The following is a 19,719-nucleotide window of genomic DNA, read 5'->3' as shown; positions in this document are numbered from 1 at the left end:
TCGGGCAGGAGGCTTTCGATGAGCACGTTCCGGGATGATCAGGGCGAACCGATTCCTCCGCCGGAGGCGGACGCCGCCGAGCAGCGGCAGGACGCGTTCGACGTCGGGCCGCCGGATCGGATGTCCGGCGACGTCGACCCGGAGGCGTCCGAGGCCGACCTGGCCGAGCAGGGCGCCCTGCCGGGCGGCACGCTTGAGGAGGTCACGTCGCTCCCGGCGGAGGCCAACCCGGCGGATGCCCTCGAACAGCGTCAGGAGATCCCCGCGCGCGACGAGGGTCGCCGCACCTGACCGCGCCGGTCGCGGCCCGACGAGGCTGCGACCGGCGGGCGGATCGGGTCCGTTGCCGCCGGGTCAGCCGGCGACGACCTGCCACAGCAGGAACGCGTTGAGCGCGACGACCAGGAGGGCCACCAGCGCCGCGGCGGCGGTGGTGAGCGGGTGGTTGACCAGGTTGCCCATGAGGTCGCGGCGGCGGGTGAAGGCGACCACCGGGATCAGCGCGAACGGGATGCCGAAGCTGAGGATGACCTGCGACAACACCAGGGCGCGGGTGGGGTCGAGGCCGATCGCGAGCACGGCCAGCGCGGGTGCCAGGGTGACCAGCCGGCGCAGCAGCAGCGGGACCCGGCGGCGCAGGAAACCCTGCATGATCACCTCGCCGGCGTAGGTGCCGACGCTCGTGGAGGCGAGCCCGGAGACCAGCAGGGCGACCGCGAACCCGAACGCGGCGAAGGTACCGATGCTCTGGCCGAGGCCGGCGTGCACCCCCTCCAGGCTGTCGGCGCCCACCGGGCCGCCGCCCCGGAAGCTGGCCGCGGCGATGAGCAGCATGGCGAGGTTGACCGCGCCGGCCGCCGTCAGGGCCAGCAGCACGTCGGTGCGCTGGCCACGGAAGAGGGTACGGCGCTCGGCGTCGTCGGTCGCGGGGATGCGGTCGCGGGTCAGCGCGGAGTGCACGTAGATGACGTGCGGCATGACTGTGGCGCCGAGGATCCCGGCGGCCAGCAGCACGCTGTCGGTGCCCTGGAGCCGGGGCGCCAGGCCGGCCACGGCGGAGCCCGGATCGGAGCCGGCGGCGAGCAGGTTGGCCGCGAAGGCCAGGACGATGACGCCCAGCAGCACGGCGATGGCGATCTCGAACGCGCGGAACCCGCGCGAGCGCAGGGCGAGCACGACGAAGGCGGCGGCGCCGATGATGATCCCGCCGGGTAGCAGCGGGATGCCGAAGAGCAGGTACAGGGCGACCGCGCCACCGATCACCTCGGCCAGGTCGGTGGCCATCGCGACGAGTTCGGCCTGCACCCACATCATCCGGTTCACCGGGCGGGGCAGGCGCTCGCGGCACAGCTCGGGCAGGCTGCGGCCGGTGGCCAGGCCCAGCTTGGCGGTGAGGGTCTGCACCAGCATGGCCATCAGGTTGGCCACGACCACGACCCAGACGAGCAGGTAGCCGTAGCGGGCGCCGGCAGCCGAGTTGGTGGCGAAGTTGCCCGGGTCGACGTACGCGACGGCGGCGACGAACGCCGGGCCGAGCAGAATCAACCGCCCGCGTACCCGGCCCCGGGCGCGAGCGACCTGCAACGGCGTCGCCCTCGTCGTCGTGAGTTCGTTGGTGACCATCGAGCACCTCCCCCTCCGCACGGATCGCGTGCCGGTTCCCTTCCCGGGTGGCTGACCCGTCGGTGCCAATCGCTGGCCCGGGGGTGCCAGGGCGGCGGAGCCGCTTGACAGAGGGCGGGCGTCCCACCAAGCTGTCTATTAGTCCTACTGTCGTAGGACAACAGGAAGGATCATCACGAGTGATCGAGTTCGTGCTGGACAGCCGGTCGAAGGTGAACACCTACATGCAGCTCGTGCAGCAGGTGAAGCAGGCGCTGCGCGTCGGTCTGCTCGCACCCGGCGACCAGCTGCCGAAGGTCCGGGACGTCGCCCAGTCGCTGGCGATCAACCCGAACACGGTGCTGAAGGCGTACCGGGAGTTGGAGATCGAGGGTCTGGTCGGGGGCCGACCAGGGGTGGGCACGTTCGTCCAGCGCACCCTGGCCGGCGCGTCCCTGCCCAACCAGGCCGAGCTGCGCGACGACCTCGTGGCGTGGCTGCACCGGGCGCAGGCCGCCGGCCTCACGGCCGAGGACGTCGTCGCCCTGGTGGAGACCACACTGCGCGCCACCCTCGCCGACGACACCCCACAGAAGGAGCCCGCGTGAGCGGGCGAGCGCAGCGAGCACGCGGCGCTACGAGAGGACAGAGGATGGACATGGTCTTGGAGGCCGACCGGCTGGGCAAGCGGTACGGCAGAACGTGGGCGCTACGGGACTGTTCGCTGCACCTTCCGGCCGGGCGGATCGCCGCGCTGGTCGGGCCCAACGGCGCGGGCAAGAGCACGTTGCTGCACCTGGCCGTCGGGCTGCTCAAGCCCGACGAGGGCGCGGTGCGGGTGTTCGGCAGGTCGCCGTACGGCGACACGGAAGGGCTGGCCGACATCGGGTTCGTCGCCCAGGACACCCCGCTGTACCGGGACTTCACCGCCGCCGAGCTGGTCATCGCCGGCGACAAGCTGAACAGGCGGTGGGACGGGGCGCTGGCCCGGACCCGGTTGGCGCAGCTCGGCATACCGCCCGACAAGCCGGTCGGCAAACTCTCCGGCGGACAACGGGCCCAGGTGGCGCTCGCTCTGGCGCTGGCCAAACAACCCCGGCTGCTGCTGCTCGACGAGCCGGTGGCCAGCCTCGATCCGCTCGCCCGGCGGGAGTTCCTCCAGTCGCTGATGGGCAGCGTCGCGGACTCCGGAACCACAGTTCTGCTCTCCTCACACCTGCTGGCCGACCTGGAGCGCGTCTGCGACTACCTGATCGTGCTCAACGCCGCCCGGGTGCAGCTCACCGGCTTGGTCGATGACCTGGTGGCGACGCACCGGCAGCTCGTCGGCCCCCGGCACGACGGCGGTCCGATCGGCGGCGTCGCGCAGGTGGTCCGGGCCAGCCACACCGACCGGCAGTCCACGCTGCTGGTGCGCACCGACGGCCCGGTCACCGACCCCGCCTGGACCGTGCGCGACGTCAGCCTGGAGGACGTCGTCCTGGCCTACCTGGCCGACGGCGTCACGCAGACCAGTCACAGCGAGTGGGGGGTGGCGGCATGATCTGGCTGACCTGGCGGCAACACCGCAAGCTGGCGTTCTACACCCTCCTGGGGTTCCTGGTGCTCGCCGCCGTGCTGGTGCCGATCGGCCTGTCGATGCGGCACACCTTCGCCGACCTCGGGCTGGCGGAGTGTCTGCGCCCGTCCACCCTCAGCGAGGCTGCCGCACAGACCTGCGACGTGGGCCTGCGCCGTTTCAGCGACCGGTACGACAGTCTGAACCTGGTGGCGGTGCTGCTGATCACCCTGCCGGTGCTGGTCGGCCTGTTCTGGGGCGCGCCGCTGGTGGCTCGCGAGGTGGAGCAGGGTACGCACCGGTTCGTCTGGACCCAGGGCGTCGGCCGCACCCGCTGGGCGCTGGTGAAGTTCGGGCTGGTCGGCGGTGCCGTCGTGCTCCTCGCGGCCGGCTACGGACTGGGCATGTCGTGGTGGGTCCAACCGCTCACCCACGCCGCGCACCAGGGCCGACTCGGCATGATCGTCTTCGACCTGCAGGGCATCGTGCCGATCGGCTACACCCTCTTCGCCGTGGCGCTCGGCATCTTCGCCGGCACCATCTTCAAGCGGATGCTGCCCGCCATGGGCATCACCCTGGCCGGGTTCATCGGCGTACGGGCGGCGGTGGAGATCCTGGCCCGACCGCACTACCAGCCCGCCCGCACCCAGACCTTCCCGATCGAGGGGCCCGGGATTCCGGAGGGAGACCGGGGCAACTGGGTTCTCGCCGTGGGAATCCGCAACGCGGACGGGACGATGGCGGCGGAGAACACCCGGATCCAGTGCCCGCCGGGTGGCAAGGGCCCGACCGGCCAGGCCTGCGGCGCCGAGCTGGGTATCGGACCGGGCGCGTACAACTGGGAGCTGTACCAGCCGGCGGACCGGTTCTGGTTGTTCCAGAGCATCGAGACGGGCATCTTCGTCGCCCTCGCCGTGCTCCTGCTCTACCTCGCCGTGCGTCGGGTCCGCCGGATCGCGTAATCGGGGGCAGGTGATCGCCGGAGCCACGGGGGCCTCGGCGATCACCCGTCAGCGCAGGCCCTCGGCGGTCAGTTTGAGCCAGGACGCGAGGTCGCGCAGCTCGTCGTGCACGGCTCGGGTCAGCTCCGCGGTGAAGGGCACGTCCTCGTGGACGGCGTGCACCGTGAACGTGCCGCGCCGACGGTCGGCCGTGGCGTCGACCTTCCCGACCAGCCGGTCGCCGTGCAGGATCGGCAACGCGAAGTAGCCCCACTGCCGGCTGGCCTTCGGCTTGTACATCTCCAGCACGTACTCGTACTCGAAGAGCTCGGCGAGACGGACCCGGTCGTGCACCAGCCGGTCGAAGGGCGACAACACCGCCGTACGCCCGGCGAAGGGCTGCCCGAGCGCGGCCGGATCCACCCGCCAGACGCCCGGGACGCCCTCGACGACCGCCGGCTCCCCGGCGGCGCCGACGTCCGCCGGCTCACCCGGAACGACCATCGCCCTCTCCCGCGCGATGCCCAGGGCCCGCAGCCGCCGCTCGTTGCGGAGCCGGTGTGCCTCCTCCAGGCCGACGACGGGTGTGCCGGCCGGGTAGACCCGCTCGGCCACGTCCCACAGGCGCTGCCGGCCCCGGCGGCCGGCGACCGCGACCTCGCCGCGCAGCACCAGGAACTCCAACATCTGGGTGACGTTGCGGTTGTTGGTCCACCCGGACGACGGCCAGGGCACCACGCAGGTGTCCGGGATGTCGCGGGAGAGCAACGGCCCGCTGCGCGCGAGCAGGTCGAGCACGTCACGACGGAACGAGTCGTTGCTCCGCAGCCACGCGCGCGGCCGCTCGTGCGTGGGCCAGGCCGCCATCGCGGCGAGGTAGAGCCCCAGGTCGTCCATGGGACGCACCATCGCCTGGTGCTCGAAGAGCGTCCGGTCCCGTTCGAGGGCCTGTTGCAGGTGCGCCGGCTCGTACGCCGAGCCGAGCCGACTCCAGCAGACCAGGTCCGCGCTCGGCGCGACGGCGGCGGTCGGGTCGATCTGCACCAGGGTCAGTTGTCGGACCACCGCCAGCAGGTCGGTCGGGCGCGGGGCGGCCAGCAGTTGGGCGCGGACGGCGATCCGCCGGGCCTGTGCCCTGTCGAGTTGGTGGACGACCACGCCGCCGAGCTTAGCGGCGCGCACCGACATCACTCCGCTCGGCGAAGTCGGATTCCGGCCCGTCGCCAACTCGACTCAACGTGCCGATTCACTCACCCACGGTGCTCCGATGTGGACCCCGGGCCCGGGTTGGCCGGGCCGCAGAGATGGGAGCGTACGTGTGAAGCCCAGAATCCTCCGTCGGGTCGCCGCGTCGGCCGTGGCGCTCGCCTGCGCCGTGCTGGGCGCGGTCGCGGTGCCGGCCGCCCCGGCGACGGCCAGCCCGATCCGCAACGCGACCGCATGGTCGGTGCTGCTGTGCAAGTTCAGCGACAAGCCGGCGGAGCCCCAACCGCCGTCGCACTTCGCCAACTTCCTCACCGCCGCCGGGGCCGGCACCGGCGGGGTCGCCGACTACCTCGCCGACCAGTCCGGTGGTCGGGTGTCGCTGGCCGGCTCGGTCGTGCGGGGCTGGTACACGATGCCGTACACGCTTGCCCAGTTCGGGTCGATCGACAGGTGGACCCGGATCCAGCGCTGCGTGGACACGGCGGCGACCGCCGGTTACGCGGTGCCCGCCGGCAACCGGATCGCGGTCATGCTCAACGACTGGGTGGATTCCGGCGCGGCCGGCGGCCGGGTGCTCCTCGACCCGGGCGCCTGGAACGTCGGCTTCGCCGCGCACGAGATGCTGCACGGTTACAACCTGGGGCACTCCTTCTCCAACGACACCACGTACCAGAACGCGCCGTGGTCCCAACCGGGCGAGTACGACGACCCGTGGGACGAGATGAGCGCCATGCACATCCACGCCTTCGGCACCGCGAACTACGGCACCAGCGCGGTCGGGCTCAACGGGCCGCACCGCGACGAGTTGGGCTGGCTGCCGAAGAACCGGGTGTTCACCATGGCCGCTGACGGGATCGGCTCCCGCACCCTTATCCTGGCCCCGCTGGAGGTGCCCGCCGCGAGCGGCCCGCAGCTGGTCCGGATCCCGTTCGACCCGGCCGACCTCTTCCACTACTACACCGTCGAGTTCCGCCGCAAGACCGGCTGGAGCGCGGGCATCCCCGCCGACACGGTGCTGCTGCACGAGGTCCGCGACGGCACCCCCACCCTGCTGCGCACCGGCCCCGGCGGCGGGCCGGCCCAGTCACTCAACGCCAACGGCGTGCAGATCGGCGTGAACTGGCTCTCCGGCGACGCCGCCTCGGTGACCGTGACCACCGACGTGGTCAACCGCTGCCTCCAGGGCTACGTCTGGCGCGAGGCCCGCGCCGGCGACCTGGTCTGCGTCACCGGCGCCACCCGCAGCCAGGTGTGGGCGGACAACGCCGCCACGGCCAGCCGCTGGGTGAACGGCCCGTACGGCCCGCACACCTGCGTCGCCGGCTACGTCTGGCGCGAGGCGTACGCCGGGGACGACGTCTGTGTCACCGGGGCTCAGCGCAGCCAGGCCGCCGCCGACAACGCAGCCGCCGCCTCCCGGCGCAACCCGGCCCGGCTGGTGTCCGGCCCGAACACCTGCGTCAGCGGATACGTCTGGCGCGACGCCGACCAGTCCGACTACGTCTGCGTCACCGGCGCGACCCGCTCCCAGGTGCTCGCGGACAACGCGGTCGCGGCGAGCCGGTGGGTCAGCGGCCCGTACGGCCCGCACACCTGCGTCGCCGGCTACGTCTGGCGCGAAGCGTTCATCGGCGACGACGTCTGCGTCACCGGGGCTCAGCGCACCCAGGCTGCCGCCGACAACGCAGCCGGCCCTGGGCGGGTGCTGCGTCCCGCCGGATGATCGACCGCGCCCCCGGTGGCCCGACCACCGGGGGCGCGTACGCCTCGACATCGGGCCGACTAGATTCGGTGGGCGTGACGATCTCGTTGGACGGCCGGCGGTTCGCCGCCCTGGCGGATGTGGTGGCCGGCGAGGTCGGCCTGGAGCTGCACGAGTCCTGGGCCTGGGAGTCCCGGCCGGGCAACGGGACCAGCGTGGTACGGCAGATCGCCTAGACCGGGCCGGCGGAACCCGACTGACCGGCGACGCCAACGTTGAGCGGATCGGCCAACAGCTTGTCGAAGGCCAACTCGGCGGCGCCGATCAGGACGGCGTCGCGGCCGAGCGCCGCCGCGCGCAGCCGCAGGTGCTCGCGGGAGGCCGGCAGCGGCATGGCGTCCAGCCGTCGCCGCACCGTGTCCGCGCCGGCGATGAAGATGTCGCGCAGCGAGCCACCGAACACCACGGCGTCGGGATTGACCACGTTCACCAGGTTGGCCACGCCGAAGCCGAGCCAGTCGGCGACCTGCTCGACGGCCCGGCGGGCGGCCGGATCGCCGTCCGCCGCCGCGCGCAGCACCTCGGTCACGGCGGCGCGGTCGTCCGGGTCGCGGCCGGCGTGGCGCAGCAGCGCGGCTTCACCGATCTCGGTCTCCCAGCAGCCACGAGAGCCGCAGCCGCACGGCAGGCCATTCGGGTTGACGACCATGTGGCCGACCTTGCCGCTGTGACCCCGGTGGCCGATCATCAACCGGCCGCCGACGACGATGCCGGCGCTGATGCCCAGGTCGCCGTGCAGGTAGATGAGGTCGTCGATGCCGGGGGCCACGCCCCGGATGTGCTCCGCCAGGCCCGCGATGTCGGCGAGGTCGCCGGCCACGAACCCCGGGCCGGCGGTGAGTTCGGCCTCCAGCGCCACGCTGAGGCCCTCGTCGACGCCGACGATCCGGAGCCTGCCGTCCGGGTCGCGGGTGGTGTCGGTGACGGCGACCGCTCCCCCGACCAGCAGCGCGTCGGAGGCGACGCCGCGTTCCATGTCGCGAACGAGATCGGCCAGCGGGCCGACGGTGTCGACCGCCGACATGCCACCGGGACGGGCGACCTCGCGCCGGTCGAGGATGCGACCGCCGAGGCCGACCCGCGCCGCGCGCAGCCGGTCGGCGTCGATGCTGAGCGCGTGCGCGTAGACCCGGTCGGAGCGGGGGCTGACCACCAGGGAGGGACGGCCGGCCCGCCGGGCGGTGGTCGGCGCCTCCTCGGTGACGAGGCCGCTGGCGGTCAGGTCGGCGGCGAGCGCGCCGATGGTGCTGCGGTTGAGGCCGAGGCGGCTGGTCAGCTCGGCCCGCGACGTCGGCCCGTGCAGGTGCACGTAGCGCAGCACGGCGCCGAGGTTCTGCCGCCGGATCTCCTCCTGGCTCGCGCCGGGGACCGAGGGCAGCGGGGATTCGGTGTTGCGGCCGACGCCGGCTGGCCTGGACCGTACTGGTGTCGCCACGGTCAGACCTCCTTCCGGGTCGGTGCAGGTTGGTGTGGGGGTGCAGGGACGACGATGGGTCCCGGTAGAGGAGACCCGGGACCCATCGGCGTTACTACCTACCGTGCGGTGATTACTTGGTGAGCGGCGCGAGCTTCGGGTCGTTCGCGTACGCCTCGGCCGCGTTCGCCTTGGTGACGGCGACCGGCGGGAGCAGGAACGTGTCCACGACCTTGCTGCCGTTGTTGTAGGACTTGGTGTCGTTCACCTGCGGGGCGTTGCCAGCCTGGAGAGCCTTGACCATGTTGATGGTCTCCTTCACCAGGTTGCGGGTGTCCTTGTTGATCGTCATGTACTGCTCGCCAGCGACGATCGACTTGACCGACTCGACCTCGGAGTCCTGGCCGGTGACGACCGGGATCGGCTTGCCGGCACCCTTGACCGAGGTCAGGATGGCGCGGGCCAGCGTGTCGTTCGGGGACAGGACGCCGTCCAGCGTCTTGCCACCGTAGGTGGAGGTCAGCAGCTGGTCCATGCGGGCCTGCGCACCCTCGGCCTTCCAGCCCTGGATGGCGGTCTGCTTGACGTCCTTCTGACCCGAGGCGACGACGACGGTGCCCTTGTCGATCTCCGGCTTGAGCACGCTCATCGCGCCGTCGAAGAAGACACCGGCGTTGTTGTCGTCCGGCGAGCCGGAGAACAGCTCGATGTTGTACGGGCCGTTCGGCTTCTTGGCCTTCATGCCGTCCAGCAGGGCCTGGCCCTGGAGCTGGCCGACCTTGAAGTTGTCGAACGCGACGTAGTAGTCGAGGTCCGGCGTGTTCTTGATCAGACGGTCGTACGCGATGACCTTCACGCCGGCCTGGTGGGCCGCGGCGACCTGGGTCGACAGCTGCGCGGCGTCGGTCGCGCCGATGACGATGACCTTCGCGCCCTTGGTCACCATGGCGGTGATCTGGGCCTGCTGGTCGGCGACCGTGGTCGACGCGCCAGCATACTGCACGTCACCCTGGAAACCGGCCTCCTTGAGACCGTTGGTGAACAGGTCACCGGCGAGAACCCAGTTCTCGGAGGTCTTGGCCGGCAGGGCGACACCGATCAGCGAGTTCGCCGCGAAGCCCTTGGCGTCGCCGCCCTTGCTGTTGGAGTCGCCGTCGCGGCCGGAGCCGCAACCGGCCAGGGCCAGCATGGCGGCGGCGCTTACCGCGACCACCGACGTGCCGAAGAATTTACGCATGGTGAGGACTTGCCTTTCTAGATGTGAGACGGGTGGAGAGGTCGGTGGCCGTCAGCCGGACACCGCTGCCTTGGCGGGCTCGCGCTCCGCGTCCGGCGGTGAGGCGGGTGGGGCGGAGTCGTCGCGACGGAACGGTCGCATCAGGCTCCCGATGATGGAGAAGCGCCCCTGGCTCTTGTTGTAGACGTCGATCGCGACGGCCAGCAGCAGGACCAGACCCTTGATGATCTGGACGCGGTCGGTGCCGACGCCCATCAGCTGGAGGCCGTTGTTGAGCACGGCCATGACGAGACCACCGACGATCGAGCCGCTGATGGTGCCGATACCACCGGAGACGGCCGCGCCACCGATGAAGACCGCGGCGATGGCGTCCAGCTCCCAGCCGTTGCCGTCCTGCGGACCGGAGGCCGCCGAACGGGCCACGAAGATCATGCCGGCCAGCGCGGCCAGGACGGACATGTTCATCATGACGAAGAAGTTGACCCGCTTGAGCTTCACGCCGGACAGCTCGGCGGCCCGGGAGTTGCCGCCCACCGCGTAGATGTGCCGGCCACCGGCCGTGTTGCGGGTGTAGAAGGAGTACGCGATCACCAGGACCAGCAGGATGATGCCGGAGATCGGGAAGCTGGTGCCGACCCGACCGCTGGCGAAGCGCAGCGACGCGAAGGCGATGACCCCGACCATGATGGCCATCCGCAGGATCGAGATCCACATCGGCGCCGGGTCGGCGTCCATCGCCCGACGGGTCTTGCGGGCCTGCAGTTCCCGCCACACCACGGCCACCGCCGCGGCCAGACCCAGTAGCAGCGTCGCGTTGTTGTAGCCGGTGTCCGGGCCGAACTCCGGCAGGAAGCCGGCGCCGATCTCCCGGAAGCCCTCCGGCACCGGAATGCTCTGCGCGTTACCGATGAACTGGTTGCCGCCGCGAAACAGCAGCATGCCGGCCAGGGTGACGATGAACGCCGGCACCCCGATGTAGGCCACCCAGAAGCCCTGCCAGGCGCCGATCGCCGCGCCGATCACGAGACCGAACAGGATGGCGGCAGGCCAGGGCAGGTTCCACTCGGCCATCGACTTGGCGACCAGGATGCCCGCGAAGGCGGCGACGGAGCCGACCGAGAGGTCGATGTGCCCGGCCACGATCACCATGAGCATGCCGATGGCCAGGATCAGAATGTACGAGTTCTGCTGGAACAGCGCGATCAGGTTGTCCGACCGCAGGGTGAGGCCGTCGGTCAGGATCTGGAACAGGACGACGATCGCCACCAGGGTGAAGATCATCCCGAACTGGCGCGCGTTGGAGGTGGTACCTCCGAACAGGTTCTTCTGAAGGTCCTTCAATCGGCTCATCGTGTGGCCATCTTCTTCGTCGAGGTCATCTGCTTCATGAGGTTTTCCGGGGTGGCGTCCGCCCGGGCGATCTCGCCCGTGATGGCGCCTTCGAACACGGTGTAGATGCGGTCGCAGAGCCCGATCAGCTCAGGCAGCTCCGAGGAGATGACGACGACGCCCTTCCCCTGGTCGGCGAGCCGCTGGATGATGCCGTAGATCTCGTACTTGGCGCCCACGTCGATACCGCGCGTCGGCTCGTCGAGGATCAGCAGGTCCGGGTCGGTGAACATCCACTTCGCCAGGACGACCTTCTGCTGGTTGCCGCCGGAGAGCTTGGAGACGCTCTCGTCGACAGTCGGGGCCTTGGTCCGCAACTCCTTGCGGTACGCCTCGGCCGCCTGGTACTCCTCGACCTCGTTCAGGACGCCGCGGTGGGAGATCTTGGACAGCTTGGCGGCCACCGTCGACGACTTGATGTCGTCGAGCAGGTTGAGGCCGATCGCCTTGCGGTCCTCGCTGACGTACGCGAGCCCGTTGTCGATCGCGTCCGCGACCGACTTCAGGACGATCTCCTTGCCGTCCTTGATGATCGTGCCCGACTCGTACACCCCGTAGGAGCGGCCGAACACACTCATCGCGAGTTCCGTGCGGCCCGCGCCCATCAGGCCGGCGAAGCCGACGATCTCGCCGCGGCGCACCACGAAGCTCTCGTCCTTGCAGACCTGGCGCTCGGCGGAGATCGGGTGCCGGACGTTCCAGTTGCGGACCTCGAAGAAGACCTCGCCGATGTTCGGGGTGTGGTCCGGGAACCGGCTGGCCAGCTCGCGGCCGACCATGCCCCGCACGATCCGGTCCTCGTCGACCCCGTCCGCCTTGACGTCGAGGGTCTCCACGGTCCGGCCGTCGCGCAGGATGGTGATCTGGTCGGCGATCGCCTCGATCTCGTTCAGCTTGTGCGAGATCATGATCGAGGTGATGCCGCGCGAGCGGAACCCCCGCAGCAGGTCCAGCAGGTGCTTGGAGTCCGCCTCGTTCAGCGCCGCCGTCGGCTCGTCCAGGATGAGCAGCTTCACGTCCTTGGCGAACGCCTTGGCGATCTCCACGAGCTGCTGCTTGCCGACACCGATGTCCTTGATCAGGGTGTCCGGGTCCTCCTGGAGGCCGACCCGGGCCATCAGGTCCAGCGCCATCCGGTTGGCGGCCTTCCAGTCGATCGCGCCGTGCTTGCGCGGCTCGTTGCCGAGGAAGATGTTCTCGGCGATCGACATGCCCGGGATGAGCGCGAGCTCCTGGTGGATGATCACGATTCCGGCGTTCTCACTGGCCCGGATGTCGGAGAACCTGCTCTCCGACCCCTGGTAGATGATCTGGCCGTCGTAGCTTCCGTACGGGTAGACCCCGCTGAGGACCTTCATCAGCGTGGACTTGCCCGCACCGTTCTCGCCGCAGATGGCATGGATCTCGCCGGCGCGAACCACCAGGTTGACGTCGGAGAGGGCCTTGACTCCGGGGAACTCCTTGGTGATGGAGCGCATCTCAAGGAGGGTGGGCACGTCGTTCATCGCTCGTACCACCTCGCCAACGTCATCGTTGCCTCCGGAAGGTTGAACCTTCACTCGGTTTTGTTGTTGACGGCAACGTATTGCGGCGAACAGCCCATCCGCAAGGCGAGGGCCTGTTGAAAATGTAACAATCCGGCAATATAGACGTAGCAGAGTGTTCGCCCGTCACAGCCGCCCCCGCAGCCCCTCGTGGCACCATGGCCTGCCGGTGGCAACGTTGTCAAATGCGGTACCGCAGGATGATCGCCTCCGGTCGCTGCCACCAGGCCCGCCACCAGGCACGATCCCCGTCGGCCGGACGAAGCGCGACCTACCCGCGAGTACGCCGCCATCGAGCGATCGTGATCGCGCGGCGCCGCCGGCACCGCCCCCAGGGGGCGACGACCACCCTCGGCCGGCGGTGTGACCCACGCCTCCCACGGCGGGGCGGATCGACGACGGTGATCTCGTCACGCGCACCACCAGGGAGGCTGAACGTCCCTTACGTGCGGATCAGGCCAAACGGCACGATCCGCCGGCCGGTCAGCTCGGGCGCAGCACCGCCTTGATCACCCCGTTCTCCCGACGGTCGAAGCTGCGGTACAGCTCCGGCGCGTCCGCGAGGGTGCCGTGGTGGGTCACGATCACCCCGGGCCGGGCACGACCCGCGACGACCAGGTCGCGCAGCAGCACGGCCACGGTGTCGCCGGCCTGGACTCCGGCGAGGGTGGCCGCGGCGTGCCAACCGGTGACGAACGCGTCGGCGAGCAGCACGAAGTCGTCCTCGTGCGCGTCACCCGGCTCCCCCGGCACGGGCACGCAGTTCGCGTCGGCCCACGGCACGCGCAGCAGGTCGGCCTGGGCGCCCCGGTACGGGCCCATCCCGGCGTAGCCGTACGCGGCGCCCGGCCCCTCGGCCCGGGCCCGCAGGCAGGCTGCCGAGAGCCCGCGGGCGCACATCACGCAGGTGCCGCAGAACAGGTGGGTGGGGATCACCACGCGGGTGCCCGGACGCACGGTCTGCACCGCCGAGCCGACCTCCTGCACCACGCCCAGCGGTTCGTGACCGAGCACCAGCCCGGGGTCGGCGCCGGTGCGCCCGTCGTACATGTGCAGGTCGGTGCCGCACAGCGCGGTGGAGGTGATCCGCACGAGCGCGTCGGTCTGCGCCTCCAGCGTCGCGTCGGGCACCTCCCGCACCGCGACGGTCCGGACGTCCGCGTAGACGACGGCTCTCATCCCGACTCCCCTTCCGGTGGTGGAGTGTCGGTCTTCCCCCGGCCAGGTCGTTCATGCTGTCGCGATGTCGGGCGGCCGGCGGGCCGGTCAGCCCATCGAGCGGACCCGGTCGGCCTCGATGGTCAGGATGATCCGGACCTGGTCGCGGCCGCCGAACCACGGGTACGGCCCATCGAGGTAGCGCTGCGCCAGCCGCTCGATGTGCTCGGCTGCGCCCTCGGTGCTCAGGTCGACCACCCGGCCCCGGACCTCGTGGTAGCGGCCCGGCTTGTCCGGGTCGGAGATCGCCACGGCGACCCGGGGGTCCCGGCGGGCGTTGCGCGTCTTCTGGTGCGTCTCCACCGTGTTGATCAGGATGTGCGTGCCGTCGGTGTCCACCCACGTCTGGGTGAGCTGCGGCGAGCCGTCCGGCATCAGCGTCGTCAGGTAGCAGGTGCTCGGCGCGCGCAGCAGGGCGAGCAGGTCATCGGGCAGGTTCACGTGCCGGTCCTTTCCGGTGGCGTCCAACCTCGCGTTGGTCGCCCGGCAACAGTCGCACGTCGTGATCGAGGCCCCGGCGGCGCCCGGGGCGCGACGTAGCATCGGCGAGGCACGATGTCAGGCGTACCACGTCACCGACCGGATCGGGCACCCTCGACATGACGACCGAGCAGACCGCCGCACCACCGCGTACCGGCGTCGCCATCGTGGCCGACGGCCTGGGCCAGAGTGTCCGAGGTGGACAGCGCATCCTGGACGACATCTCCCTGACCGTCGCGCCGGGCGAGCTGGTCGCGATCATCGGGGTCAGCGGCGCCGGCAAGACCACCCTGCTGGAGACGCTGGCCGGCGTCCGCCGACCGGCTGCGGGCACCGTGGCGTACGACGGCAGCGCCGCGCCGGGCGCGGTCGGCTTCGTCCCGCAGGACGACATCATCCACCGCGAGCTACCGCTGGCCCGCACCCTGCACTACGCGGCCCGGCTGCGCCTGCCCTCCGGGACCGGCCCGGCCGAGGCGTCGGGTCGGGTCGCCGCGGTGCTCGCCGACCTGCGGCTCACCGAGCGGGCCGACGTGCCGGTGGGCCGCCTCAGCGGCGGTGAGCGCAAGCGCGCCAGCATCGCCGTCGAGCTGCTGACCCGACCCGGCGTGTTTGTCCTCGACGAGCCCACCTCCGGGCTGGACCCGGCGATCGCCGTGGAACTGCTCCGGGTGCTGCGTACCCTCGCCGACGCCGGGACCACTGTCGTGCTCACCACCCACCAGATCACCGACGTGGACCGTTGCGACCGGGTCGTCGTGCTGACCCGCCAGGGCCGGTTGGCCTACGCCGGCACGCCCGCCGCCGCCCGGGAGTTCTTCGGCCTGCGGTCCTTGGCGGAGGTGCACCTGCGGCTTGACGAGGAGTCCGACCCGGCCGGGTGGCCCGAGCGCTTCGCCGCGTACCGCGACGCCGACCGGGCCGCCGACACGGTCGACCCGGGCCCGGCCGGCCCGCCCCGCGCTGGGAGCGATCCGGGCACCACGGAGCACCCGGGCGGGACCGACCACCCGGGCGGGAGTGCCGCACGGCGGGTCGGCCGGTTGCGTCAGTGGATGCTCCTCACCGCGCGCAACGCGGAGATCGTCGCCCGCAACCGGCTGACGCTGGCGATCCTGCTCGGCTCGCCCCTCATGGTGCTCGGCATGTTCGCGCTGCTGTTTCGCCCCGGTGCCTTCGACTCGGCGAACCCCCGCCCGACCGTCACCGTGATGATCCTGTTCTGGATCGCGTTCGGCGGCTTCTTCTTCGGGTTGACCTACGGGCTGCTCCAGATCTGCACGGAGTTGCCGATCCTGCGTCGGGAGCGGCTTGCCGGTGTCCGGCTGCTCCCGTACCTGCTGGCGAAGGTCGCGGTGCTGCTGCCGCTGCTCGCCCTGGTGGATCTGGCCCTGCTCGGGGTGCTGCGGGGCATGGACCGGCTGCCCCCGGTCGACGGCGGCGACTTCGCGGCCCTGTACGCGACCCTGCTGCTCTCCTCGGCGGCCGCGCTCGCGCTCGGCCTGCTCTGCTCGGCGGCCGTCTCCGACGCGGCCCAGGCGACGCTCATGCTGCCGATGCTGTGCTTCCCGCAGGTGCTGTTCGTCGGGGCGATCCTGCCGGTGCCGGCCATGGCGACCGGCGGCCGGTGGCTCAGCTACGCGATGTCGAACCGGTGGGCGTTCGAGGGGCTGGGGCACACCGCCGGGGTGGAGCGGCTGTGGCGCGACGGCGGCTCGCCGCTCGGCCCGCCGCTGTTGCAGACGTACGGCGACAGCTTCTCCCGGCCGATCTTCCTCGACTGGCTGGTGCTCGGCGGGTTCGTGCTGCTCTTCCTCGCCGCCGCGTGGGCGGTCCTGGAGCGCCGGGAGGCCCGCCGTGCGTCCTGAGCACGCCCCTTTCCCCTCACCTGCGGCGCTGCCCGGGTACGCCGACACCGCCCGGATCGACGAGCTGCGCGCCACCGAGTACCAGCACCTCGACCGGCACGGCCAGGTCTACCTCGACTACGCCGGCGCCGGGGTGACCGCGCAGGCTCAGGTGCGGGCGCACCACGACCGGCTGCTGGCGAGCCTCTACGGCAATCCGCACTCGGAGAGCCCCACCAGCGTGGCGGCCGGGTCGCTGGTGGAGTCGACCCGGCGGGCGGTGCTCGACTTCTTCCACGCCGACCCGGCCGAGTACGCGGTGATCTTCACCCCGAACGCCAGCGGCGCCTGTCGACTGGTCGGCGAGGCGTACGACTTCGGCCCGGCCGCGCCGTTCGCGCTGACCTGGGACAACCACAACTCGGTCAACGGCATCCGGGAGTACGCCCGGGCGGCCGACGCGCCGGTGCGGTACGTGCCGCTGAGCGGGCCGGAGCTGCGGGTCGCCGAGTCCGACCTGGTCACGGTGCTCGACGCCGGGCGGCGGGGGCGGTCCGGTCGCCGTGGACTGTTCGCGTACCCGGCGCAGAGCAACTTCTCCGGCGTGCAGCATCCGTTGGACTGGGTCGAGCTGGCCCACCGGCACGGCTACGACGTGTTGCTGGACGCCGCCGCGTTCGCCGCGACGAACCGGCTGGATCTGCGTGCCGTCCGACCCGACTTCGTCTGCCTGAGCTGGTACAAGCTCTTCGGCTACCCGACCGGCGTCGGCGCGCTGCTGGCCCGCCGCGACGCGCTGGCCCGGCTGCGCCGGCCGTGGTTCGCCGGCGGCACCATCCGCGCGGTCAGCGTGCAGGGCGACTGGCACCGCTCGATGGACGACGAGTCGGCGTTCGAGGACGGCACGCTCAACTTCCTGAGCATCCCGGATGTCGAGTTCGGGCTGCGGTGGCTCGACTCGATCGGCGTGGACCTCGTGCACACCCGGGTCGGGCTGCTCACCGAGTGGCTGCTGGGCCGCCTGTCCGCGCTGCGGCACCGCACCGGCGAACCGTTGGTGCGGGTGTACGGGCCGACGACGGGCGTGGGTCGGGGCGGCACCGTGACGTTCAACGTCCTGCGCCCGGACGGGTCCCCGGTGGACGAGCGACTTGTCGCGCGGGAGTCCGCCGCGGCCGGCTTCTCGCTGCGGACCGGCTGCTTCTGCAACCCGGGAGCCGGTGAGGGCGCGTTCGAGATCAGCGGGACCTCGTTGCGGCGAGGGCTGCTCGCGCGGGTCGACACGATCGATGAGTACCTCGGCGCGCTGCGGCTGCCGACCGGCGGCGCGGTCCGGGTCTCGTTCGGCCTGGCCTCCAACGCCTCCGACGCGCAACGCTTCCTCGCCTTCGTCGAGGCGTCCTACCTCGACCGGGAGGTCGGCGCCGAGCCGCCGCTGCCTCCCCGCCTGCGCTGCTGACGCGCCCGCGGGCTAGACGGCCTGCGGCACCGACGCCGGGCGGTGCTTGATCTCCTCCATGAACGCGAAGCGGGCGGTCAGTTCGGCGAGCGTCAGCCCGGCCCGCCAGGCCGCGGCCACCTGGACGACCTGGACGAGGTCCATGCAGTCACCGCGCGCGAGAACCTCGCCCGCGGACCGGAGGTCGATCATGAAGTATCGGGCCTGCGAACCCAGCCCGATGCAGACCACACCCTGATCGGAGTGCAGCTCGGCGCAGGTGAACCGGGCGCGCCCCTGCTCGGGGGCGGTCACCCGCCCGACGTCGAGCTGGTGGTGGGCAGCGGTCTCGATGAGCGCGGGGGCGAGGCCACCCCGCTCGACCAGGTCCGGGTAGAGGCGCACACCCAGCGCCGTCGACGCGTCGCTCATGACTGACTCCCACTTCCTTGTGACAGAGACCAGCAGCACGCAGGTTACGGGGAGGTTTCCTGCGGACCTCGTCATCCTGTCCCGCGTGGACGCTCCACGGCAATAGGAAGGGTCGATTCGACCGCTATCGAGGGGTGCGATCAGGCGGTAACGGACCGTCGTCGCATTGGAAACACTCTTGACAGAAATTCCTCATATCGACATGCTTCGCTTTAGAGAGCGCTCTCCGAGACTCTCCGACGCGCCGCCTCCGCCACCCACCTCGCTGAGGAGCCTCCCGTGTTCACAGCCCGCCCCCCATCCCGCCTGCGTCCCCTCGTCCTCGCGGCGGTCGCCCTCGTCACCACCCTCGCCTCCCTCACCCTCCCGGGACAGTCCGACCGGGCCGAGGCCGCCATCGGCCCGCTCACCTGGCAGGACGAGTTCAACGCCCCGGCCGGCACGCCCGTCGACCAGAACAAGTGGCGCTTCGACATCGGCGGCGGCGGCTGGGGCAACAACGAGCGGCAGTACTACACCAACAGCACCAGCAACGCGGTGCACGACGGCCAGGGCAACCTCGTCATCACCGCCCGCCGGGAGAACCCGGCCAACTACCAGTGCCACTACGGTCGCTGCGAGTACACCTCGGCCCGGCTGCTGACCGCGGCGACCTTCACCCAGACGTACGGCCGCTTCGAGGCCCGCATCAAGATCCCGCGCGGCCAGGGCATCTGGCCGGCGTTCTGGATGCTCGGCACCGGCGGCGGGTGGCCCGACGCCGGCGAGATCGACGTCATGGAGAACATCGGCCGGGAGCCGAACACCGTCTACGGCACGGTGCACGGGCCTGGCTACTCCGGTAGCGGCGGCATCACCGGCAGCCGGACCCTCGGCAGCCCGCTCGCCGACGGCTTCCACGACTACCGGGTGGACTGGGAGCCGGGTGCGATCACCTGGTACCTGGACGGGGTGCAGTACCACCGGGTCGACCCCGCCCGACTCGGCGGCAACCGGTGGGTGTTCGACCACCCGTTCTTCATGATCCTCAACGTGGCGGTCGGCGGTAACTGGCCCGGCTACCCGGACGGCTCCACCCAGTTCCCGCAGCAGATGCTTGTCGACTACGTCCGGGTGTCGAGCTACACCTCCGGCGGCGGCGACCCGGCGCCCGGCACCACCCGGATCCGGGGAGCGCAGAGCGGGCGCTGCATCGACATCCCGAGCGCCAACCCGGTCGACGGCGCCAAGCTGCAGATCTGGGACTGCAACACGACTGCGGCGCAGGCGTGGACGTTCGCCTCCGACGGCACCGTGCGGGCGATGGGCAAGTGCATGGACCCGGCCTGGGCCGGCACCGCCAACGGCACCGAGGTCAACCTGGTCAGCTGCAACGGCAATCCGGCCCAGCGCTTCACGCTCAACGGCGCGGGCGACCTGGTCAATCTGAGCGCCAACAAGTGCGTGGACGTGCGGGACGCCAACCCCAACAACGGCGGCAAGCTGCACCTGTGGGACTGCCTCGGCGCGGCCAACCAGAAGTGGTCCCGCTTCTGACGAGGCCGGCACGAGCGGTGGGCCGTCCGGGAACCGCTCCGGACGAGCCGGAGACGGTCGAGCTCGCCTCGTACACCCAGACCGCGATGCGGGTGATCCGCAAGGTCAGCAACGC

At 71.2% G+C, this 19,719-nt stretch carries 18 protein-coding genes; 9 read left to right on the top strand and 9 right to left on the bottom strand.

The features are described 5' to 3' along the window. Positions 1–18 precede the first annotated feature (18 nt). On the top strand, positions 19–291 hold the full coding sequence (locus ABZU53_RS29820; protein ID WP_355068884.1) for a hypothetical protein: 273 nt from the start codon (positions 19–21) through the stop codon (positions 289–291). Between the two features lie 63 nt (positions 292–354). Here the strand turns inward: ABZU53_RS29820 and ABZU53_RS29815 are convergent, their stop codons facing one another. Then, positions 355–1,623, bottom strand: coding sequence for an Nramp family divalent metal transporter (locus ABZU53_RS29815; protein WP_355068882.1), 1,269 nt, complete (start codon positions 1,621–1,623; stop codon positions 355–357). Between the two features lie 179 nt (positions 1,624–1,802). Here ABZU53_RS29815 and ABZU53_RS29810 point away from each other — a divergent pair, with 179 nt between their 5' ends. From ABZU53_RS29810 to ABZU53_RS29800, 3 genes are read left to right on the top strand one after another with little or no spacing between them, the layout of a single operon-like run. Further along, positions 1,803–2,210: a GntR family transcriptional regulator gene (locus tag ABZU53_RS29810; RefSeq protein ID WP_355068880.1), complete on the top strand. Its 408-nt coding sequence runs from the start codon at positions 1,803–1,805 to the stop codon at positions 2,208–2,210. Positions 2,211–2,254: 44 nt separating this feature from the next. Continuing rightward, positions 2,255–3,145: an ABC transporter ATP-binding protein gene (locus ABZU53_RS29805; protein ID WP_355068879.1), complete on the top strand. Its 891-nt coding sequence runs from the start codon at positions 2,255–2,257 to the stop codon at positions 3,143–3,145. Further along, entirely contained in the window at positions 3,142–4,122 is a 981-nt protein-coding gene (locus ABZU53_RS29800) for a transporter (RefSeq protein WP_354855041.1), read from the top strand. Before ABZU53_RS29805 ends, ABZU53_RS29800 begins: the two co-directional genes overlap by 4 nt. 48 nt (positions 4,123–4,170) lie before the next feature. Here the strand turns inward: ABZU53_RS29800 and ABZU53_RS29795 are convergent, their stop codons facing one another. Continuing rightward, on the bottom strand, positions 4,171–5,283 hold the full coding sequence (locus ABZU53_RS29795) for a crosslink repair DNA glycosylase YcaQ family protein (RefSeq protein WP_355068877.1): 1,113 nt from the start codon (positions 5,281–5,283) through the stop codon (positions 4,171–4,173). A 136-nt stretch (positions 5,284–5,419) separates the two neighbouring features. On the opposite strand from ABZU53_RS29795, the gene ABZU53_RS29790 reads away from it, so the two are divergent. Continuing rightward, a complete protein-coding gene (locus tag ABZU53_RS29790; RefSeq protein ID WP_355068875.1) occupies positions 5,420–7,030 on the top strand; it encodes a hypothetical protein in 1,611 nt (536 codons plus the stop codon). A gap of 74 nt (positions 7,031–7,104) precedes the next feature. Beyond that, positions 7,105–7,245 carry a hypothetical protein gene (locus ABZU53_RS29785; RefSeq protein WP_354855038.1) on the top strand — a complete coding sequence of 47 codons (141 nt, stop codon included), beginning with the start codon at positions 7,105–7,107 and terminating at the stop codon, positions 7,243–7,245. On the opposite strand, the gene ABZU53_RS29780 is transcribed toward ABZU53_RS29785, so the two are convergent. From ABZU53_RS29780 to ABZU53_RS29755, 6 genes are all read right to left on the bottom strand, one after another. Next, positions 7,242–8,447 (bottom strand): ROK family transcriptional regulator, encoded by a 1,206-nt coding sequence (locus ABZU53_RS29780; RefSeq protein ID WP_354855118.1) that lies wholly within the window; start codon positions 8,445–8,447, stop codon positions 7,242–7,244. The two genes, ABZU53_RS29785 and ABZU53_RS29780, sit on opposite strands and share 4 nt — an antisense overlap. A 169-nt stretch (positions 8,448–8,616) precedes the next feature. Next, on the bottom strand, positions 8,617–9,720 hold the full coding sequence (locus ABZU53_RS29775; RefSeq protein ID WP_354855037.1) for a sugar-binding protein: 1,104 nt from the start codon (positions 9,718–9,720) through the stop codon (positions 8,617–8,619). Between the two features lie 51 nt (positions 9,721–9,771). Then, positions 9,772–11,070, bottom strand: a complete 1,299-nt coding sequence (gene mmsB / locus ABZU53_RS29770) for a multiple monosaccharide ABC transporter permease (RefSeq protein WP_355068873.1) — start codon at positions 11,068–11,070, stop codon at positions 9,772–9,774. Next, positions 11,067–12,614, bottom strand: a complete 1,548-nt coding sequence (mmsA, locus tag ABZU53_RS29765; protein ID WP_355068871.1) for a multiple monosaccharide ABC transporter ATP-binding protein — start codon at positions 12,612–12,614, stop codon at positions 11,067–11,069. The genes mmsB and mmsA overlap by 4 nt, the downstream gene beginning before the upstream one ends. A gap of 522 nt (positions 12,615–13,136) precedes the next feature. Beyond that, complete coding sequence (locus ABZU53_RS29760) at positions 13,137–13,832, bottom strand: alcohol dehydrogenase catalytic domain-containing protein (protein ID WP_355068869.1); 696 nt, start codon at positions 13,830–13,832, stop codon at positions 13,137–13,139. Positions 13,833–13,919: 87 nt separating this feature from the next. Continuing rightward, positions 13,920–14,312: a PPOX class F420-dependent oxidoreductase gene (locus ABZU53_RS29755; protein ID WP_354855033.1), complete on the bottom strand. Its 393-nt coding sequence runs from the start codon at positions 14,310–14,312 to the stop codon at positions 13,920–13,922. Between the two features lie 158 nt (positions 14,313–14,470). On the opposite strand from ABZU53_RS29755, the gene ABZU53_RS29750 reads away from it, so the two are divergent. Beyond that, positions 14,471–16,219: an ATP-binding cassette domain-containing protein gene (locus tag ABZU53_RS29750; protein WP_355068868.1), complete on the top strand. Its 1,749-nt coding sequence runs from the start codon at positions 14,471–14,473 to the stop codon at positions 16,217–16,219. After that, a complete protein-coding gene (locus ABZU53_RS29745) occupies positions 16,209–17,657 on the top strand; it encodes an aminotransferase class V-fold PLP-dependent enzyme (RefSeq protein ID WP_355068866.1) in 1,449 nt (482 codons plus the stop codon). Before ABZU53_RS29750 ends, ABZU53_RS29745 begins: the two co-directional genes overlap by 11 nt. Before the next feature lie 12 nt (positions 17,658–17,669). Here ABZU53_RS29745 and ABZU53_RS29740 read toward each other — a convergent pair whose 3' ends face one another. Continuing rightward, positions 17,670–18,068: a hypothetical protein gene (locus ABZU53_RS29740; RefSeq protein WP_354855030.1), complete on the bottom strand. Its 399-nt coding sequence runs from the start codon at positions 18,066–18,068 to the stop codon at positions 17,670–17,672. Between the two features lie 279 nt (positions 18,069–18,347). Between ABZU53_RS29740 and ABZU53_RS29735 the strand changes: the two genes are divergently transcribed. Further along, entirely contained in the window at positions 18,348–19,604 is a 1,257-nt protein-coding gene (locus ABZU53_RS29735; RefSeq protein WP_354855029.1) for a family 16 glycosylhydrolase, read from the top strand. Positions 19,605–19,719 lie beyond the last annotated feature (115 nt).

It is taken from the genome of Micromonospora sp. NPDC005194, assembly GCF_040608335.1.
GTDB lineage: Bacteria > Actinomycetota > Actinomycetes > Mycobacteriales > Micromonosporaceae > Micromonospora.
The sequence above is the reverse complement of the archived record's forward strand: the minus strand, read 5'-3'. Positions and strand labels throughout refer to the sequence as shown.

What these genes read in the sequence shown, in the direction of transcription:
- ABZU53_RS29820 (WP_355068884.1), top strand. Translation starts at nt 19, where the DNA reads ATGAGCACGTTCCGGGATGATCAGGGCGAACCGATTCCTCCGCCGGAG.
- ABZU53_RS29815 (WP_355068882.1), bottom strand. Translation starts at nt 1,623, where the DNA reads ATGGTCACCAACGAACTCACGACGACGAGGGCGACGCCGTTGCAGGTC.
- ABZU53_RS29805 (WP_355068879.1), top strand. Translation starts at nt 2,255, where the DNA reads ATGGACATGGTCTTGGAGGCCGACCGGCTGGGCAAGCGGTACGGCAGA.
- ABZU53_RS29800 (WP_354855041.1), top strand. Translation starts at nt 3,142, where the DNA reads ATGATCTGGCTGACCTGGCGGCAACACCGCAAGCTGGCGTTCTACACC.
- ABZU53_RS29775 (WP_354855037.1), bottom strand. Translation starts at nt 9,720, where the DNA reads ATGCGTAAATTCTTCGGCACGTCGGTGGTCGCGGTAAGCGCCGCCGCC.
- mmsB (WP_355068873.1), bottom strand. Translation starts at nt 11,070, where the DNA reads ATGAGCCGATTGAAGGACCTTCAGAAGAACCTGTTCGGAGGTACCACC.
- mmsA (WP_355068871.1), bottom strand. Translation starts at nt 12,614, where the DNA reads ATGAACGACGTGCCCACCCTCCTTGAGATGCGCTCCATCACCAAGGAG.
- ABZU53_RS29760 (WP_355068869.1), bottom strand. Translation starts at nt 13,832, where the DNA reads ATGAGAGCCGTCGTCTACGCGGACGTCCGGACCGTCGCGGTGCGGGAG.
- ABZU53_RS29750 (WP_355068868.1), top strand. Translation starts at nt 14,471, where the DNA reads ATGACGACCGAGCAGACCGCCGCACCACCGCGTACCGGCGTCGCCATC.
- ABZU53_RS29740 (WP_354855030.1), bottom strand. Translation starts at nt 18,068, where the DNA reads ATGAGCGACGCGTCGACGGCGCTGGGTGTGCGCCTCTACCCGGACCTG.